The organism is Caenispirillum salinarum (assembly GCF_044803115.1).
Classification (GTDB): Bacteria; Pseudomonadota; Alphaproteobacteria; order Rhodospirillales; family Rhodospirillaceae; genus Caenispirillum; species Caenispirillum salinarum_A.
This window is the reverse complement of the sequence record NZ_CP085224.1, coordinates 2,013,791-2,028,007: the sequence shown is the minus strand read 5'-3', so window position 1 is coordinate 2,028,007 and position 14,217 is coordinate 2,013,791. Positions and strand designations below refer to the sequence as shown.

General features: G+C 71.0%; 11 protein-coding genes. All 11 read right to left on the bottom strand.

What is annotated here, in order from left to right:
• Positions 1–7: 7 nt before the first annotated feature.
• From LG334_RS09240 to LG334_RS09190, 11 genes are read right to left on the bottom strand one after another with little or no spacing between them, the layout of a single operon-like run.
• On the bottom strand, positions 8–1,585 hold the full coding sequence (locus LG334_RS09240; protein ID WP_404385396.1) for a hypothetical protein: 1,578 nt from the start codon (positions 1,583–1,585) through the stop codon (positions 8–10).
• A gap of 17 nt (positions 1,586–1,602) precedes the next feature.
• A complete protein-coding gene (locus LG334_RS09235) occupies positions 1,603–3,369 on the bottom strand; it encodes a hypothetical protein (protein ID WP_404385394.1) in 1,767 nt (588 codons plus the stop codon).
• Positions 3,366–3,917, bottom strand: coding sequence for a hypothetical protein (locus tag LG334_RS09230; RefSeq protein ID WP_404385392.1), 552 nt, complete (start codon positions 3,915–3,917; stop codon positions 3,366–3,368). Before LG334_RS09230 ends, LG334_RS09235 begins: the two co-directional genes overlap by 4 nt.
• A 33-nt stretch (positions 3,918–3,950) precedes the next feature.
• Positions 3,951–5,387, bottom strand: coding sequence for a hypothetical protein (locus tag LG334_RS09225; protein WP_404385390.1), 1,437 nt, complete (start codon positions 5,385–5,387; stop codon positions 3,951–3,953).
• Positions 5,387–5,893, bottom strand: a complete 507-nt coding sequence (locus tag LG334_RS09220) for a hypothetical protein (protein ID WP_404385388.1) — start codon at positions 5,891–5,893, stop codon at positions 5,387–5,389. The genes LG334_RS09225 and LG334_RS09220 overlap by 1 nt, the downstream gene beginning before the upstream one ends.
• Positions 5,890–7,881, bottom strand: a complete 1,992-nt coding sequence (locus tag LG334_RS09215; RefSeq protein ID WP_404385386.1) for a hypothetical protein — start codon at positions 7,879–7,881, stop codon at positions 5,890–5,892. Before LG334_RS09215 ends, LG334_RS09220 begins: the two co-directional genes overlap by 4 nt.
• The gene (locus LG334_RS09210; RefSeq protein ID WP_404385384.1) at positions 7,874–8,587 is read right to left on the bottom strand and encodes a hypothetical protein; all 714 of its coding nucleotides are present in this window, start codon (positions 8,585–8,587) and stop codon (positions 7,874–7,876) included. The genes LG334_RS09215 and LG334_RS09210 overlap by 8 nt, the downstream gene beginning before the upstream one ends.
• A 4-nt stretch (positions 8,588–8,591) precedes the next feature.
• Positions 8,592–9,086 carry a hypothetical protein gene (locus LG334_RS09205; RefSeq protein ID WP_404385382.1) on the bottom strand — a complete coding sequence of 165 codons (495 nt, stop codon included), beginning with the start codon at positions 9,084–9,086 and terminating at the stop codon, positions 8,592–8,594.
• On the bottom strand, positions 9,083–9,949 hold the full coding sequence (locus LG334_RS09200) for a hypothetical protein (protein WP_404385380.1): 867 nt from the start codon (positions 9,947–9,949) through the stop codon (positions 9,083–9,085). Before LG334_RS09200 ends, LG334_RS09205 begins: the two co-directional genes overlap by 4 nt.
• A 23-nt stretch (positions 9,950–9,972) precedes the next feature.
• Positions 9,973–11,073 (bottom strand): hypothetical protein, encoded by a 1,101-nt coding sequence (locus LG334_RS09195; protein ID WP_404385378.1) that lies wholly within the window; start codon positions 11,071–11,073, stop codon positions 9,973–9,975.
• A gap of 2 nt (positions 11,074–11,075) precedes the next feature.
• Positions 11,076–14,216: a hypothetical protein gene (locus LG334_RS09190; protein ID WP_404385375.1), complete on the bottom strand. Its 3,141-nt coding sequence runs from the start codon at positions 14,214–14,216 to the stop codon at positions 11,076–11,078.
• Position 14,217 lies beyond the last annotated feature (1 nt).

Below are 14,217 nucleotides of genomic sequence, written 5' to 3'. Positions count from 1 at the left end.
ACCCGCTTCACGGCCGCACCTTACGGCCGAGGGCCGAGAGCGTCCTGGCCTCTGCCGCCCAACGGGCCGCCTCGCCGGGCGTCACCTGCGTTCCCGTACGGCGCAGCAGGCGCACCATCGCGCCCGGCGCCGTCGCCTTCAGCCTGCCCAGTGTCGTCACGCCCGCGGCATAAAGCGCCTTTCGACTGGCCGCCGGAATGGCTTTCACGGCCAAGGTGGGCGTCTCGTCAACCGCCGTGCCGGCCTGGTCGAGGCCGATGCTGGCGACCAGCGTTTCCGCCGTCAGGCCATCGCGCGCGATTTTTGCTCCGGCCGCTTCGGCGACCGCGTCGATGAGGTCCGCCAAGGTCTCCAGCCGTGTGTCGCGCGGCACGTCCTTCAGCGCCTGGGCCAGGGTGCCGCCGCCGCTTGGCAGCGGATCGTCCCCGAACGCAGAGATCATGTCATCGACCGAGACGGCCTCGCCCCGCAACCGCGTCTTGATGCGCTTTTGGTTGGCTTCGGCCCATTCCGCCACCACGCCGGCCGCATGAAGGTCGGGGTGGACCCAGGCACGGTCGTCGGCACCGGTGAGGATGTCGCCGCCTTCCTCCACCGCCACCGGCGTCATCACCAGCCCGCCCGCCATCGACCAGACCTCGTAGGTCTTGCCGTTCATGTCGCGCACGTCCAGGCGCCGCGCCGGCTGCCCGGCGATCATGCCGACCGTGGGATCATCCACCGACCGCGCGACCCTCAGAATGCTGGCGCGCGGCGGCAGGGATTCCAGCCGCTCGCGCGGCCCGCCGCCGAACACCCAGGGCCGCGGTTCGCCCCACGTCCCACCCGGGATGGTCGAACCGCCGCCGGGCATGGTAGGGCCGCCGGGTATGGCAGGGCCGCCGGGCCCGCCAGGGATTGTCCAGGGGTTGCCCCCGGGAATGATCCTTCCGCCTCCCGGTATCGTCCACGGGTTTCCGCCCGGAATGGTCGGACCTTCGCCCCTCGGGATGGTCGGACCGCCCGGACCGCCGGGGATCGTCCAGGGATTGCCCCCCGGAATCGTCGGACCGCCGCCGGGGATGGTCCAAGGCGGCGCCGGGTAATCCTCGCCGGGCACGAACGGGCCGGTCCACCAGCCGTCGTCGTTCCACCGCATCTGCCGCAGTTCATGCAGATCGGCGTTCACGCGGTTGATTTCCTGGCGCACCTCGTCCAGCCGCTCCGCCAGTTCGGCCCGCAGGTCGGCGAGGCATCCGAAGCTCTTGGAGACGTCGTCCGCCAGCCCGTCCAGGTCGTCCTCGATCTTGTGGAACCGGCTGTTGAAGCCCTCCTCGATGGTGCTGGTCTCGGCCTGGACCACGCTCTCTCCGTCGATCCAGTCGGTATGGGCGAAGGTTCGGACGAAGGACGGGGAACAGCCGGCGCCCTCCGCGCTGAAGGTCTCGCCGTACCTGAAGACGCGCTTGCTCTTGCCGACCTTTTCCTTCAGCAACCCGATGAACAGGTCGTCCACCTGCTGCGGGCTGAGCTGCTTGTTCTTGATGATATCCAGCGCCTCGCTGTACGTCAGATCGTCGGTCAGGAAGAACTCGGTGATCGCCATGGCTCGTCTCCGTGCGTTCAGGACCCACCGCGGCCGGGCGCGTCGCCCGTGCCCGCGAAGCGCGGCCGGTGGAAGGGCCGATAGGACCGCGACAGGCGCGGCGGCAGGGGCGCGACGGTTTCGCCGTCCAAGGCCACATGGCGCCGCCGCAGGGTCCAGGTGTTGATTTCCACGCCCAGCGGATGCAGCCGCCCGAGCATGTTCATGACCATCTCGTACTGGGCGAGATCCAGCTTGGCGCCCGGCGGCAGCCGCACCTGCCACGAGAAGAGATCGGTCAGCCCGATGCGGGCATAGGACATCACCGACACGGCATACAGCCCGTCGCTCGGGGCCCGCAGGCGGGCGCGTGCGCCGGTGCCGTGGATCATCGCCGGGCTGCCGGTGATGGGCATCACGCTCCAGAAGAAGGCCGAGGCCCGGCGCGGCCCGATGTTGGTGCCGATCTGCGGCAGCCCGACGGACGACACCACCAGCACGATGTCGGCGCCGTCGGCCATGACGGCGAGACCCGCCGCGCCGTTGGCGCCAAGGACCTCGGCCACCTGCAGCAACTGCTCGGTGGCGGCGTCGTCGCCCCTGATCAGGCCGCGCGCGAAGGCGCCGGCCAGACGCAACAGAGCGATTACGTGGGACGGATACTGCGCCAGCGCCGCACGGAACCGCTGCCCCGGCGGCTCGGGCTGCAGAAGCCCCGCCCGGTCGAGCGCCGCCGCCGCCGGCAGATCGGGAACGATCAGCCGGTCGATCACGGCCGCGTGCCCCTCGCGCACCACGTCCCAGTCGGCCAGACCCTCCGGCCAGCCGTCGGGCCCGCCGTCCAGGGCATGCGACAGGGCGACGTCGGTGTCCGCGCCAGGCCGCCGCAGGCGAACGCTCACGGGGATACCCGCCTTGGCCGCGTCCCGCGCGATGTCGGACGCGGCCTCGACCTGCACGTGGGCCATGGACACGTGAGACACCAGCGTCGTCGCCACCGTCAGGTGCTCCACCGTGCGGAAGCCGCACGCGCGCAGGAAGTCCTCCCATACGGCCGCGGCATCGCCCGCGCCCGCGCCCGCGCCCGCGCCGCCGTCACGGGAAAGCACGGACAGCACGCCGGCCACCTCCGGGTCCTCTGCCGGGCGCCGCGGCGGGCGACGCAGCCGCGCCCGCAAGGCCGACAGCGCCCTGTCAGGCCAGCGCGCGATTTCCGCCATGAGCCCGAGTTCATGACGGCTCCCGCCATCGTCGTCCTGCGCCCGCAGCACGACCGTCCGGACGTCCACCTCGAGATGGTCCAGCACGCGGGCCATGCGATCGAAGGCCTGGGCCAGATAAGGCGCCATCGGTGCGCCGCCGCCGTCGCCGAACGACAGCCGCCGGCGCAGGCGCTCCCGCAGCGCCTGTTCGCGGGCCAGATGCGCCGCCGGCATCCGACGGGCCGGCGGCACATTCTCGGCGGGGTCGATGAGGGTGGTTTCGCGCAGGAACTTCAAGTAGGCCCGTCGGGCACGCTCGGCGGCCGGCGCCGTGGGTCCGATGGCGACGATCCGGAACCCGATCTGGCACGGGTTGTCGGCCTCCAGGATGTCGAACCCGGCCGGCCCGCCCATCGCCTGCACCACGCCCCTGCCACCCGGCGGCCCGTTGAGAAGACGATCGGCGTAGCCGCGCGTCGGCATGGCGATGCTGCGGAACAGACCCAGGCGCCGGCGGTAGTCGGCGTCGCCCTCCTCGCCCGGAACCTGCACGATCTGGGCCCGCCGGACCGCGAGGGCCTCGCGGAAGCGCGGGACGCTCAACTCGCTGCCAGCATGAAGCCGCGCGCCAGCGCCACGCTGCGCTGTGCGGCGATCTCGCGCCCCAGCCGGCGCAGGCGCGGCGTCTCCGCCTGCAGAACGTGCGTCAGCTTCGCCAGCCGCCCTTCCGAGACCCGCGCGCGCAGCAAGACGGCGACGTCTTGCGGTGCGACGGGCCGGCCGCCCACGGCGACCTCCAGCCGCACGCGCCACGCCGCGCCGGTGCGGCCGTCCGCCCCCACGTCGGGGACCAGGACCGGCAGGTGGGCACCACGTTCCGTCCAGGCGGCAAAGCGGAGGTCCGTCAGGCGGTCCGCCGGGCCGGGCTCCAGCCGCTCGACCCGGACAGTCATCTCCTCGCGCACGCCCTCGACCGGAGCCACGGTCAAAAGCGGTTCGTACGCGCCGGCGGAGATGGTGACCGTGGCGTCCTCGGCAATCACCACGTCGTCGTGACGCAGTGCCGCGGCCAGCGGCCCGGCGGCGGCCTCGCGCTGCGAGCCCAGCACATCGGCGGCCCAGCCATCGATGTCGCGCGTCCTGGTGGTCATGGCGTCCCCATTGGTTTTTGCGTTCCGCGCGCGTCAGATGATGGTCAGGTCGGCGGGGTCGTCGATGTAGACGGCGATTTCGTCCGCCCCTGTCCGCAGGGCCTCGCCGCAGTCCAGTTCACGGGCTCCGCCGGTGTCCGCCGCACCGAAGAAATCGATGGTCGAGGCGCCGCGCGGGTAACGGATGAGCCGCAGGTTGCGGACATCGGCCACACCCGGCTCGCTCATCAGGGCCCAGGTGATGCGGGCCGGGCTGATGGAGGCGCCGAAATCCAGTCCCTCGATGTACCCCCGCACGCGCGCCATCAGCCGGGCCTTGAGCCCTTGCGCCGGATCGGAGGCATTGACCACCGCGCGCGTGCCGGTCGAAAGCGGCACGCCGTCGATCACCAGGTCGGCACGCACGCCCACGCCCACCTCGATAGCCTCGCGGATATCGGGGAACAGGCCGATGGGGCGCAGGTCTTCCACCGCCTCGGAGATGGCCGCCGCTAGACCGTCGGCGCCCTGCCAGATGGCGGCGGCGGTCGGCGCGACCAGGATGGTGAACATGTAGGGCGAGGCCAGGTCCCGCTCGGTGCCGAAGACCCGTTCGCCAAAGCTGAAATTGCCGAAGATGGGCTGGTCGATGTCCAGCCCGCCATAGCGGTCGATCACCTTGACCTGGCGCACGCCGGGCACGAGCCCGACCGCGATCTCGATGGCGCGCGTCGTCCAGATCGACCGCGGCGCCCGCAGCAGAAGCTGCCGGTAGCGGGTATCGGGCCAGCGCGTCTCGCCGCCCGTCAGCGGCGCGGGCTGTGTGATGGCCACCACGTCCTCAAGCGCCGCATCCCCCCTCAGCGACGCCAGGGCGGCCAAGGCGTCGAGCGCCGCATCGAGCGCGTTCCACATGGCCAGCGTGGTCTCAGGCGTGGCGCCGTCAAGGTTGTGCTCCGGCCCCGGGTGGAAGGCGGCGACCGGCACGGACTGGGTGGTGCGGCTTGGCGTGAACACGACACTGCGCGACAGTGCCGCATGGTGCCCGCCCCCGCTGAGGAGGCGCGCACCGGCCGGCAGCGTCAGGCTTTCGACGCCCGCCGGGAAGGCGCCGACGAAGGACAGGTCCACGCTGCCCGTGGCGGCGTCGAAGGGGCGCGGCAGGCCCAGTTCCTCGCCCAGCCGGTCGAGCGCCTGCCCGCGCGCCGTCGGCACCGTCAGATCGTCCACCAGTCCCGACAGCATGGTGTAGGTGCGCGCGTGCTCGATGGAGGTCAGTTCCACCACCCGCCGCAGCACGGACCCCGGCCCGGTGTCCACGTCCGGCCCGAACATCTCGCGCGCGAGCGCCAGGCCCTCCGCCACCAGCCGGCCATAGGGCTTGGGGACGAAGCCGGCCCGCGTCAGGCCGTAGGCGCCCGTGCCCGTATCGCGGAAGGTGGCCGGATCGATGGTGTCGATGTCCGCCAGTTCATCTCGGATGTCGTTCATCAGGCTCCTCCCAGGATCGGGCCGACCGCCACGCTCAGGGTCTCGCCCGAGCGGATGGTGAACTGTGCCTCGACATCGACCACGCCATGGCCGGTGCGCGGCGGCACGGGCTCGTCGCGGCCGGCATGCCAGGCGGCGATCTCGTCACCGATCAGCACCCGCAGAACGGCGACGATGCGCGGGTCGGCGCGCAGCACGGCCAGCACGGAAAACCGCAGGCGCTCGCGCAGGAGCAGCGGGTCGCTTTCCTCCGCCAGGGCCCTGAAGCCGGCAAAACCGTGCCGCGCGTTGAGCGGGTCACTGCCAAGCGCGGTCGTCATGGCGGTGGTCAGTTGCTGGCGGAGGTTGTCGATCCCCGACACCAGCGCCAGGTCGCGGGTTCCGGCCGGCGTTGTCTCGAAGGCGATGTCGGCGTGTTGAATGACGCCGGCATGGATGGGCGCCGTGGCCGCGTCCCACTTCATCAGGCGTCGCAATTGGCTGTCTGTCAGGCGCGTGCCGCTCATGATCCCCCCTTGCTTACGTCCACCGTTCCCTCCGTCGCCACGATCTTCACGTTGGCGCCCTTGAGCGTGAGGTCGCCGGCGGCGACGATTTCCACGGTGCCGTCCTTGAGCATCCGCACGGCCGATCCGGCCGAGGCGTGCTCGATCAGAATGCCGCTGTCGCCGGTTCCTGCCGGCCGGTCGGTCGCCGGCGTCAGGTCGTCGGCCACGAAGGAGCGGATGGTGAAACCGTTGACGTGAACCACCCGCTCCCCCAGCCCGTCGATCAGGTCGTGACTGGCACGGTCCTCTTCCGGCAGCGGCACGGGGTCCGTTCCCTCGGCCTTCGCGGGGATGGCCGCAGGGTCCTTGAATGCCGGCAGGATCAGCCACCAGTCTCCCGGCGCCGACCGGGCCGGAGCGGTGGTATCGGCATCGTCGCGGGTCTGCCAGAGCGCGCCGATGTCCACCGGGTCGTGCGGGTTCCTCTGATTGTTCAGCAGCATCACGCGCGTTCCGGGGTAGCGCGGCAGGACCTGTCCGTAAGGACCCCACGCAAAGCTGGTGAGGTACGGCACGTTGCCTTGAATGTCGTTCTGCGCCCGGTCGATGGCGTCCAGCCGCGCCCGGCGGGTCCCGCCGTGGTCGACGGAGCCGCGCAGCACGGCCGTGGCATGGGCGGCCAGCCGCACCCGGTCTCCGTCCATTTCCGTGCGGGCGACGTGCCGGCGGACTTCGGCGATGGTGGCGACGGGGCGCGCAGCGAAGGCGCTGTTGATGCGGTCCCCGACACCCTTCCGCACCCCTTCGGCAGCGCCAGCGGAGGGGCCGGCTTCCGCGTCCTCGCCGGCGTCGCCCTCGCCGTCGCGCACGCGGGCAACGTCCCACGCATCGGCGCCCGCGCCGTCGACCACCACCCCCGACAGGACGGTCCGCCATCCCGACCGGCGGCCCAGGTCGTGGGCGACGCCGCTGATGTAGAGGGTCGCGGCTTCTGGCGCGTCATTGCCCAGTCCCGCCGGCACGGACGCCAGGCCGAAACCGCCGAACAGGCCGTCGCGCGACGGCAGAGGCGTGAACGACACGAGGTCACCGGGCTTGAGGTCCGGCTGGCCGAGGCAGGTCAGGCGATAGCCCGCCCGCGCCTTGGGCCGGCCGTCCACGTTCTCGTGCGGCGCCACGGGCGCGTGATCGCCGGTCGACGCGATGTCGACGATCACCTCGCGGGCATCCAGGTTCACGGTCCCGGCGGCAGCATCGTGCGGAATGGGCCGCCAGGGCCCCACCGTCAGCATGCCGTCACGGAACAGGAACAGCGCCCGGCCGCGGCGGAAGGGCGGGCGTGCCATCATCTGCCGGCGCAGGTCGGACAGGGCTTCCAGCGCCGGACGGCCGGGCGGGAAGGCAATCGGCCCCGGCGTCACGGTGCTGCCGTCGTCGGGCGCTGGAACCGTGAAATCCACCTCTGCCGTCAGGCCCAGAGCCTCCAAAAGGCGGGCGGCGGCATCGAGAGCGTCTTCGCCGGCCACCGGATCGCCCGGCGACGGCGTCCGCGCGTTGGCGATGCGGTCATAGAGGGCGGTCCGCCCCTCGACGTGGGTGGCGATCTCCAGCCCCTCCACCGATCGGGCAAGGCGGGTGACACGGAACGTCTCCAGCACCGGCGCCGCATCGTCGCCGGGCGCGTCACCCGCCCGGTCGCGCCAGAACAGACGCACCGAGACGAATATGCCGGCCGGCCGCTCCACGCGCGTGGTGTCGCCGGCAGGACCGGCGCCCGCCTGCGCGTGGGCAAGGGCGGCAAAGTGGTCGTCCCGCAGGCGCCACAGTGTGACGGTCAGGCGCCCGGCCGTCAGACCCCCCTCGAGGGAGACTGAGACGTCGGCGTAATGGTCCGTGTGATCGACCGCGAACAGATCCTCGCCCACCGCCGCGCCATCGGCGGCATGGAACGTCAGTCGCCAGCCGGGCGCGCGGCCCGGCCGCATCGTCGGGTCGCTCTCAGCCATGCAGCAGGCTCCAGTTCAGACCGCCGGGCACGGCGGCCACGGCGGCGGTGCCCGAGGACTCGCTTTCAGCCTCCACCGTGATGCGCTCGCGCTTGTTCGTCGATCCCGTCTGGTAGGACAGCCGGCCGCGCAGGCTGTCGCGGCAGACCTGGGCATCGAACGCCGGACTGCCACCGCGGAGCATCCGCCATGCCAGGTCGAGCCGGCTGCCGGCGACGGCCGGGCCGGCCATGGCCCCCGACGTGAGCGTGAATGACAGCACCATCAGTTCGAAGCCCGCCGATGCCGGCCCCGACCCCGCCGCCGGCAGCAGCATCCGGTGCCCGACGATGAGCGGACACACGCCCGCCGCCGCGCCGTCGGCAATGAACAGGATTCGCGGCGCCGGCCTGGAGCGGCTTTCCGCCAGGGCAGAGAGCGCGGCGTCCGCTGCCCGAGGGTTCGGGACGGGCGCGGGTGCCGGCGCGCCCTGATCGGCGCCCCGGGCGATCACCGTGTCGGCGGGCTCAGTCAGCCAGCGGCGCACCTGGCCGGAGGAGAGGAAGAGAACCGCGCGAAAGCCGTCGGGCCCGAACGGCAGACGGAACGGCAGGCCGCGCGTGACGTCGACCCGTAGACGGCTGAACCCGGCCGGCACCGCCGGAATGCCGGTGTCTTCGGCAGCCGGCGGGTTGAGTGCGGCAATGGCGGGAGCGTTCAGGTTCATGGCATCACCCCGTGAACGGATCGATGGCGGAACTGATCGCCACGTTGGGGACGTCCAGCGCCTGCGGCAGAAGGCCCGGGCGCGGCAGGTGGGCGAGCGTCATGCTGACGTCCAGCGCCTTGCGCTTCTGCGCGCTGGCGGAAAAGGTCAGGCTTTCAATGTAGATGTCTGTCCTGAGGGTCATGGATGTCCACAGGAACAGCCCGCCGACCTCGCCGTTGGTGAGGTCCTGCAAGGGGTTCCACGCGATGGCCTGCTCCGCGAAGGTCTCCAGCGCTTCCTTCCAGGCGAACCTCAACTGTCCGGGCAGCACGGCCGTCAGGCTGATCCTGTCGTCGTGGGAGTCCATCAGGACGCGGTCGCTCTGCGTGCCGATGGGCGGCAGGTGGTAGCTCGACGTCAGGCTGATCGCCGTCACCGACCACAACGGCACCGGCGCGACGACGAGGCCGATGATGGCGCTGGGCATGCCGTGGCGCTGGAAGGTGGAACTGCTCATGCGCGGCGGACCTCCTCGATCCAGAAGGTGAGCACGTCGGCGAACCGGCCGAGCAGCCGGCCGGTTTCCGGATGTTCGGGATCGCCGCAGGCCAGCAGACGGTCGGCCGGCAGGTCCTGCCAATCGCCCTGGGTGACACCGAGCGTGCCCAGGTCCGGGTCATGGCCGACGATCACGACGCCGCCGCCGGCGACGGCGCGCATCCGGTGGAACGGCACGATCTCGCGGCGCGACGCGGCGAAGTGGATGCCGTCCGCGATCTTGAGAATCTCGCCCAGGGCGAAGCTCACCACCAGACCGCCCCCGCGCCGGGCCTGCACGAAGGCGATCGGCGCGATGCCGGGACGCAGGTCGACGCCCGGCGGCGGATTGGCAGCGGCGGCGCGGAACCGCTCCAGCGCGCGCTCGCCCAGGGTCGGCGCATGCCACGGGTGCCGCCCCTCCTGCACGGCTGCCAGGAAAACGGCCAGCGTCTCCCCGCAGGGCACCACCTCGTCGGCGGCCATGAGCCCGCGCTCCACCCAGAAGACGAAGCCGGGCCCGAGGCCCAGGCGGCCGAACATGTCGAGAAAGAAGACGCCCTCTGCCCGGTCGGTGGCGAAGTAGGTCATGTCCGCCAGTTCCCCGAAGGCGGCCCGGCCGCCGTTGACGTCTTCGAAGATGGGAGGCTCCAGCAGTTCGACGGGTCCCACGGCCAGATCGAACCGCGCGGTGTAGAGCGCCGTCAGCTCCGCAGGCATGGGCGCGATCCGCGCCATGCGCGCCAGTTCCTCGGGGCGCGCAGGCTGCGGTCGGGCAGCGCCCTTGACGACGCGGGCGATGACCTGGTCGATGGTGGGGGGCGGTCCGCGGCGTCCAGCCATGCCGTTGTTCCTGTCTTTCCTGCTCATTTCGGCCGCCAGTTCCCCAGCAGTTCGTCGTATTTTTCCTTGGGAATGTTGGGCAGCACCGCACTTTCGAAATAGGCGTCGAACACGGCCAGGTACTCGGCGATCTTGTGTTCCGGCATCTGGGTGATCCGCAAATCGGCGATGGCCCATTCCCGGATGTCCTCGAACGTGATGCCGGCGGCGTTGCGCGTCGACTTCTGCCCGTTCTGCACCGCCGTGATCGAGCCGTGAGGCGACCCCCGGCGACTGTTGCGCAGCCAGATGGTGGGGGCGGCGCCGCCGTCGTAGTTGTACGCTTTGAACAACTTGGTCATCAGCGAGTTTTGCAGCCCGTGGTGACACTGCATCAGCGCCGTCGTGCGCGGCCGGCGCTCGTAGGGCGACTGGAGGACGTCGAACTCGCTGAATTCCAGTTGCTTGTTGCCCGAGGGATCGAAGGTTTCAACGTGATAGCGGCCGTTCCGCACCCGAAAACGCACCGATGCGTCGTCGGCGAAAATGCGGGTGTAGCTGCCGTCGGCGTTGCGCTTGAAGGTGTAGCGCCCGCCCTCGATGCGCGACCGCCGACCGGGCTTGGTGGGAGTCAGGTCGGCGGTCACGTCGCGCCGGTCCTGGGTGCGGACGGAGGCGTCCGTCTCCCTGATCTCCTTCAGCAGGTGTTCGGGCAGGCCGAGCGCGATATCGGGCGGCGGCTCGATGCCGTGGAACGGCGTGCCCAGGTCCTTGAGTGCCGCATCCAGCTCGGAATAGAGACCTTCGATCTTGCGAAGTTGCGTGTCGAGGTCGTCCCGGTCGCCGGAAACGCGCCCGCCCGACCCGTCACGACGTTCGAAGTTGAGCAGCTCGGAATACAGCGTGTCCAGCCGGTCACGCAGGTCGACCACCTTGGCCACCAGGTCCGACTTCTCGCGCACCAGATGGCTGCCGTAGCGCAGAAGGGTGGTGCCGAGCATGTCCGCGAGGATGCGGTCGGCCTTTTCCGGCGGGAACCCCAGTTCGTCGGTCATGCGGCGGCGGGCGGCGGCAAAGCCCTCGTCGCCGGCAATGATGGCGCCTAGGTTCATGCCGGTGTCGTGGCCGCGGAACGAGAAGCGCATGGTCACGGCGCCTCCTCGGCGCTGGGCAGGCTCTCGTCGCGCAGGCCCTCCTGGTATTCCTCCAGGCGTTGGATGAGGGCGTTTTCGGGCTCGTCGGCCACGGGCCCGGCGGCAGCGGGCACCGCCGGGACGCCCGGTCCGGCCTGCGCGCCCGGGCCCGATTGTCCGCCGGCACCGATCGTGATCTCGCGATGGATTTCCCTCATGAGCGGCCCGAGGACCAGCGGCATCACCTGCCCCATCCCCTGTTCGGTCAGCACCTCCTTGGCGACGGCGACCTCGATGCCATGCCTCGCTTGCTCGGCCATGCTGTCCATGAACCGGCGCCGGGCGTGGCGCCCCATTGCGCCCACACCGGCCGCGATGCCCTGCCGACGCACCACGCGGGCTCCGGCGCCGGCCGTTTTCAGGACCGGCACCGCCACGTCGATGGCCGACAGGACGACCTCCAGTTCGGCAAGGAACAGGTCCATCTCCACCTGCGCCCTGGACAGGATGGCCTCCGGGTCGATCATCGCGCCGTACAGGCGCGTCTGCTCGGCGGCGTCGGCATAGGAGGCGGCGGCCAGCCCCGCACCCGCAACAATGGCCAGCGGCGGACAGAGCACGGCCAGGGTCAGCAGGCTCACCGTCTCGCCGAAGGCCAGCAGTCCCTGGCGGCCCAGTTCCACGCTCATGACGAAGTCGATGCCGCTGGCATAGGCCCGGTCGCCCTGGAAGGCATCGCCGACGGCCTCGTGCGCCAGAAGGTGGACACCCTGAAGCTTGTAGCTGGTGTAGGGGACGGTCCGGTTGGGCAGGTCGTCGGAAATCTTGCCGGACAGGAAGGCGAAATCGTCTTCCGCCTTGGTCTTGCGCTGCATTTCCGCGTTGTTGGCGAGCATCTCCTGCAGCAGGCTCTCCAGGTACGCCCGCGCGGCACCGGGACTCTGGCGGAACGCGGCGACGACGTCGGGAATGTCCTGGAACTGATGGATCAGGGGGTCCACGGACGTCGCCATGCCGTGGCGGAAGGCGATGGCCTGCTCCAGTTCGGCGATCGACCACAGCCGCCCGTCGGCATCACGGATGCGGGCGCCCTGCGGGGTGCGGACGATCTCTCCGACTTCCCCACCGCCAGGGTGACGCAGGGCGTGCTCGTCCAGCACCTGCTGGCTGAGCGACGTGACAAGCGCGCCGCGCGCCTCCTTCCACGAGGAATAGACCTGCCCGATCATGGCCGAGGAATCGCCGGACCATGCGGCGTCCTCCCGCAGGCGGTCGCGAAGTTGCCGCAGGTCGGCCTCCGGCGCCACCAGTCCCAGGATAAGCGCGCGCACCTGGCCGTAATAGCGGTCCATGTTGTCCAGCCGTGCCCGGATCTGCTGTTCGGACGCGCGCAGGAGCTGCAGCATGACGATCTGGCAGGTCCGCTTGAACAGGGTGCCGGTGGCGCGTTCCACCGTCGGCGCATAGCGCTTGTAGAACGCCAGCGCCCACCCGAGGCCGTCGTCCTCGAATGTCCCGGTGATCATCCGCTTGACCGGCGGCAGGTCGTAGACCTCGACCATCAGATGCTGAAAGCGGGTCAGCAGCGGCGTGACGCCGGCGACGTAGCGCATCACCTGCACCGCACGGCTGCGCTCGGGCGCCATGTCGATGCTGCCCAGATTCCCGCCGCCGCCGGGTGTCGGACGGGTGCTAGACTGCGCCGTTTCGGCATGGGCGGCGACCGAGGACGCACGGACGCCGATCATGTACGCGGCGGCAACGGCGAAGCTGCCGCAATGGTCGCCTTCCGGCATTTCCAGGCGGTAGGCGATCTGTCGCATCAGGCGGCGCAAAGCCTCGCCGAAGCGGCCCAACTCGTCCAGGCTGGGCTCGCCATTCAAGGCATCCAGGTCCAGTTCGACGGTGGTGCCATCGGGGCTGGCGGGATAGAAGGCGGCCGGCCCCGCCAGGCCCTCCCCGGGGACGGGCTCGCCGAAGGCCGCACCGCGCCGGCCACCGCCCGCACCGGCATCTCCATCGACACCGGCGCCCCCGGCGCCACTATCTTCTCCCGCGCCTGTCCCGGCGACGTCGCCTCCGTCCTCACCGGCCTTCTCAGCGCGCGGAGCAATGTGCGTCATCGGGAAGACGGTCAGGGTGGACTCGGGGAACGCATCGGCCGGGACGGAACACCAGGTCGCATCACCCGGCGTCTCGAGCGCGGCCAGATATCCCTGCTTGTGGATCAGCGATTTGGCGGCGCTGGCCGCGTGGTCGTCGAGCGTCTCCCGCATGGCCGCGTCCAACGTCGCCCCTTCAGGGGCCAGGATTTGCCGCGCCATCTCGTGGTACCGCTCCCGCAGGTAGGCCTCGGCACCGCCGACGGGAACAAGTTTGCGCAAGGTTGCCCGGGGCGCTGTGGGCATGGCTCCGCCGGACACGGAGACGTCGCCCTGGTCGTCGATCTCGGTTCTGTGGACGGACTGTCCGATCTCGAAATTCGCAACGTGGCGGTAGAACAGACGCCCCTCGCCGCGCTGCGTGACCTTCACCACCACGACGGCATACGCGCCCGGAACAGCCAGAAGAACGCCGACCGGCTGCCCGAGCGGCGCATGAGAGTCCGGTACCGTCAAAAGAAACCGGCCGATGCTCTGCCGCAGGTGTTCCGCATCGCTTCCGTCCCAGGCCCACAGTCTGACGCGCTGGGTGTCACGGTCGATCGCGGGCGCCTCGGGCCCGGCCATGTAGATGGGAACATCGGCGGTGCCGCCGGCGTAGCTGGGAATCCGATAGCGGCCGCCCCGCCGGCGGCGGCGCTCGATCCTGTCCCGCGGCGCCGCCGGCACCGGCTCGGGCGCTTCGCTGAGTTTGGCACCGGCCGTGTTCGGGGCGGCCGCCACGGCAGCCTGCAGGCCGGCGGACACCGCCCGCTCGGCGTCCTGCCGCCAGTCCCTCGGCAGGGCTGCGGCCCCGCCGGCCCATGTGAAGGTCGGCGCGTGCAGGCGGGGGACGGCATAGCCCCCGCGCGGGGCGATGACCTCGGCGTCGACCTCGGCCAGCGCCCGGCGGGCGGCGGCGGACACGGCCGCCTCCACCTCCGCCAGATGCTCGCCGCGGGCCAGCGCCGGGTCCAGCCGCAGCGTGAGCGGTATGTGCACCTCCACAGGCATG

Excerpts from the sequence above, each read along its gene's own strand:
- LG334_RS09240 (WP_404385396.1), bottom strand. The coding sequence starts at position 1,585 with ATGGCGATCACCGAGTTCTTCCTGACCGACGATCTGACGTACAGCGAG.
- LG334_RS09200 (WP_404385380.1), bottom strand. The coding sequence starts at position 9,949 with ATGGCTGGACGCCGCGGACCGCCCCCCACCATCGACCAGGTCATCGCC.
- LG334_RS09210 (WP_404385384.1), bottom strand. The coding sequence starts at position 8,587 with ATGAACCTGAACGCTCCCGCCATTGCCGCACTCAACCCGCCGGCTGCC.
- LG334_RS09190 (WP_404385375.1), bottom strand. The coding sequence starts at position 14,216 with ATGCCTGTGGAGGTGCACATACCGCTCACGCTGCGGCTGGACCCGGCG.
- LG334_RS09220 (WP_404385388.1), bottom strand. The coding sequence starts at position 5,893 with ATGAGCGGCACGCGCCTGACAGACAGCCAATTGCGACGCCTGATGAAG.
- LG334_RS09225 (WP_404385390.1), bottom strand. The coding sequence starts at position 5,387 with ATGAACGACATCCGAGATGAACTGGCGGACATCGACACCATCGATCCG.
- LG334_RS09195 (WP_404385378.1), bottom strand. The coding sequence starts at position 11,073 with ATGCGCTTCTCGTTCCGCGGCCACGACACCGGCATGAACCTAGGCGCC.
- LG334_RS09230 (WP_404385392.1), bottom strand. The coding sequence starts at position 3,917 with ATGACCACCAGGACGCGCGACATCGATGGCTGGGCCGCCGATGTGCTG.
- LG334_RS09215 (WP_404385386.1), bottom strand. The coding sequence starts at position 7,881 with ATGGCTGAGAGCGACCCGACGATGCGGCCGGGCCGCGCGCCCGGCTGG.
- LG334_RS09205 (WP_404385382.1), bottom strand. The coding sequence starts at position 9,086 with ATGAGCAGTTCCACCTTCCAGCGCCACGGCATGCCCAGCGCCATCATC.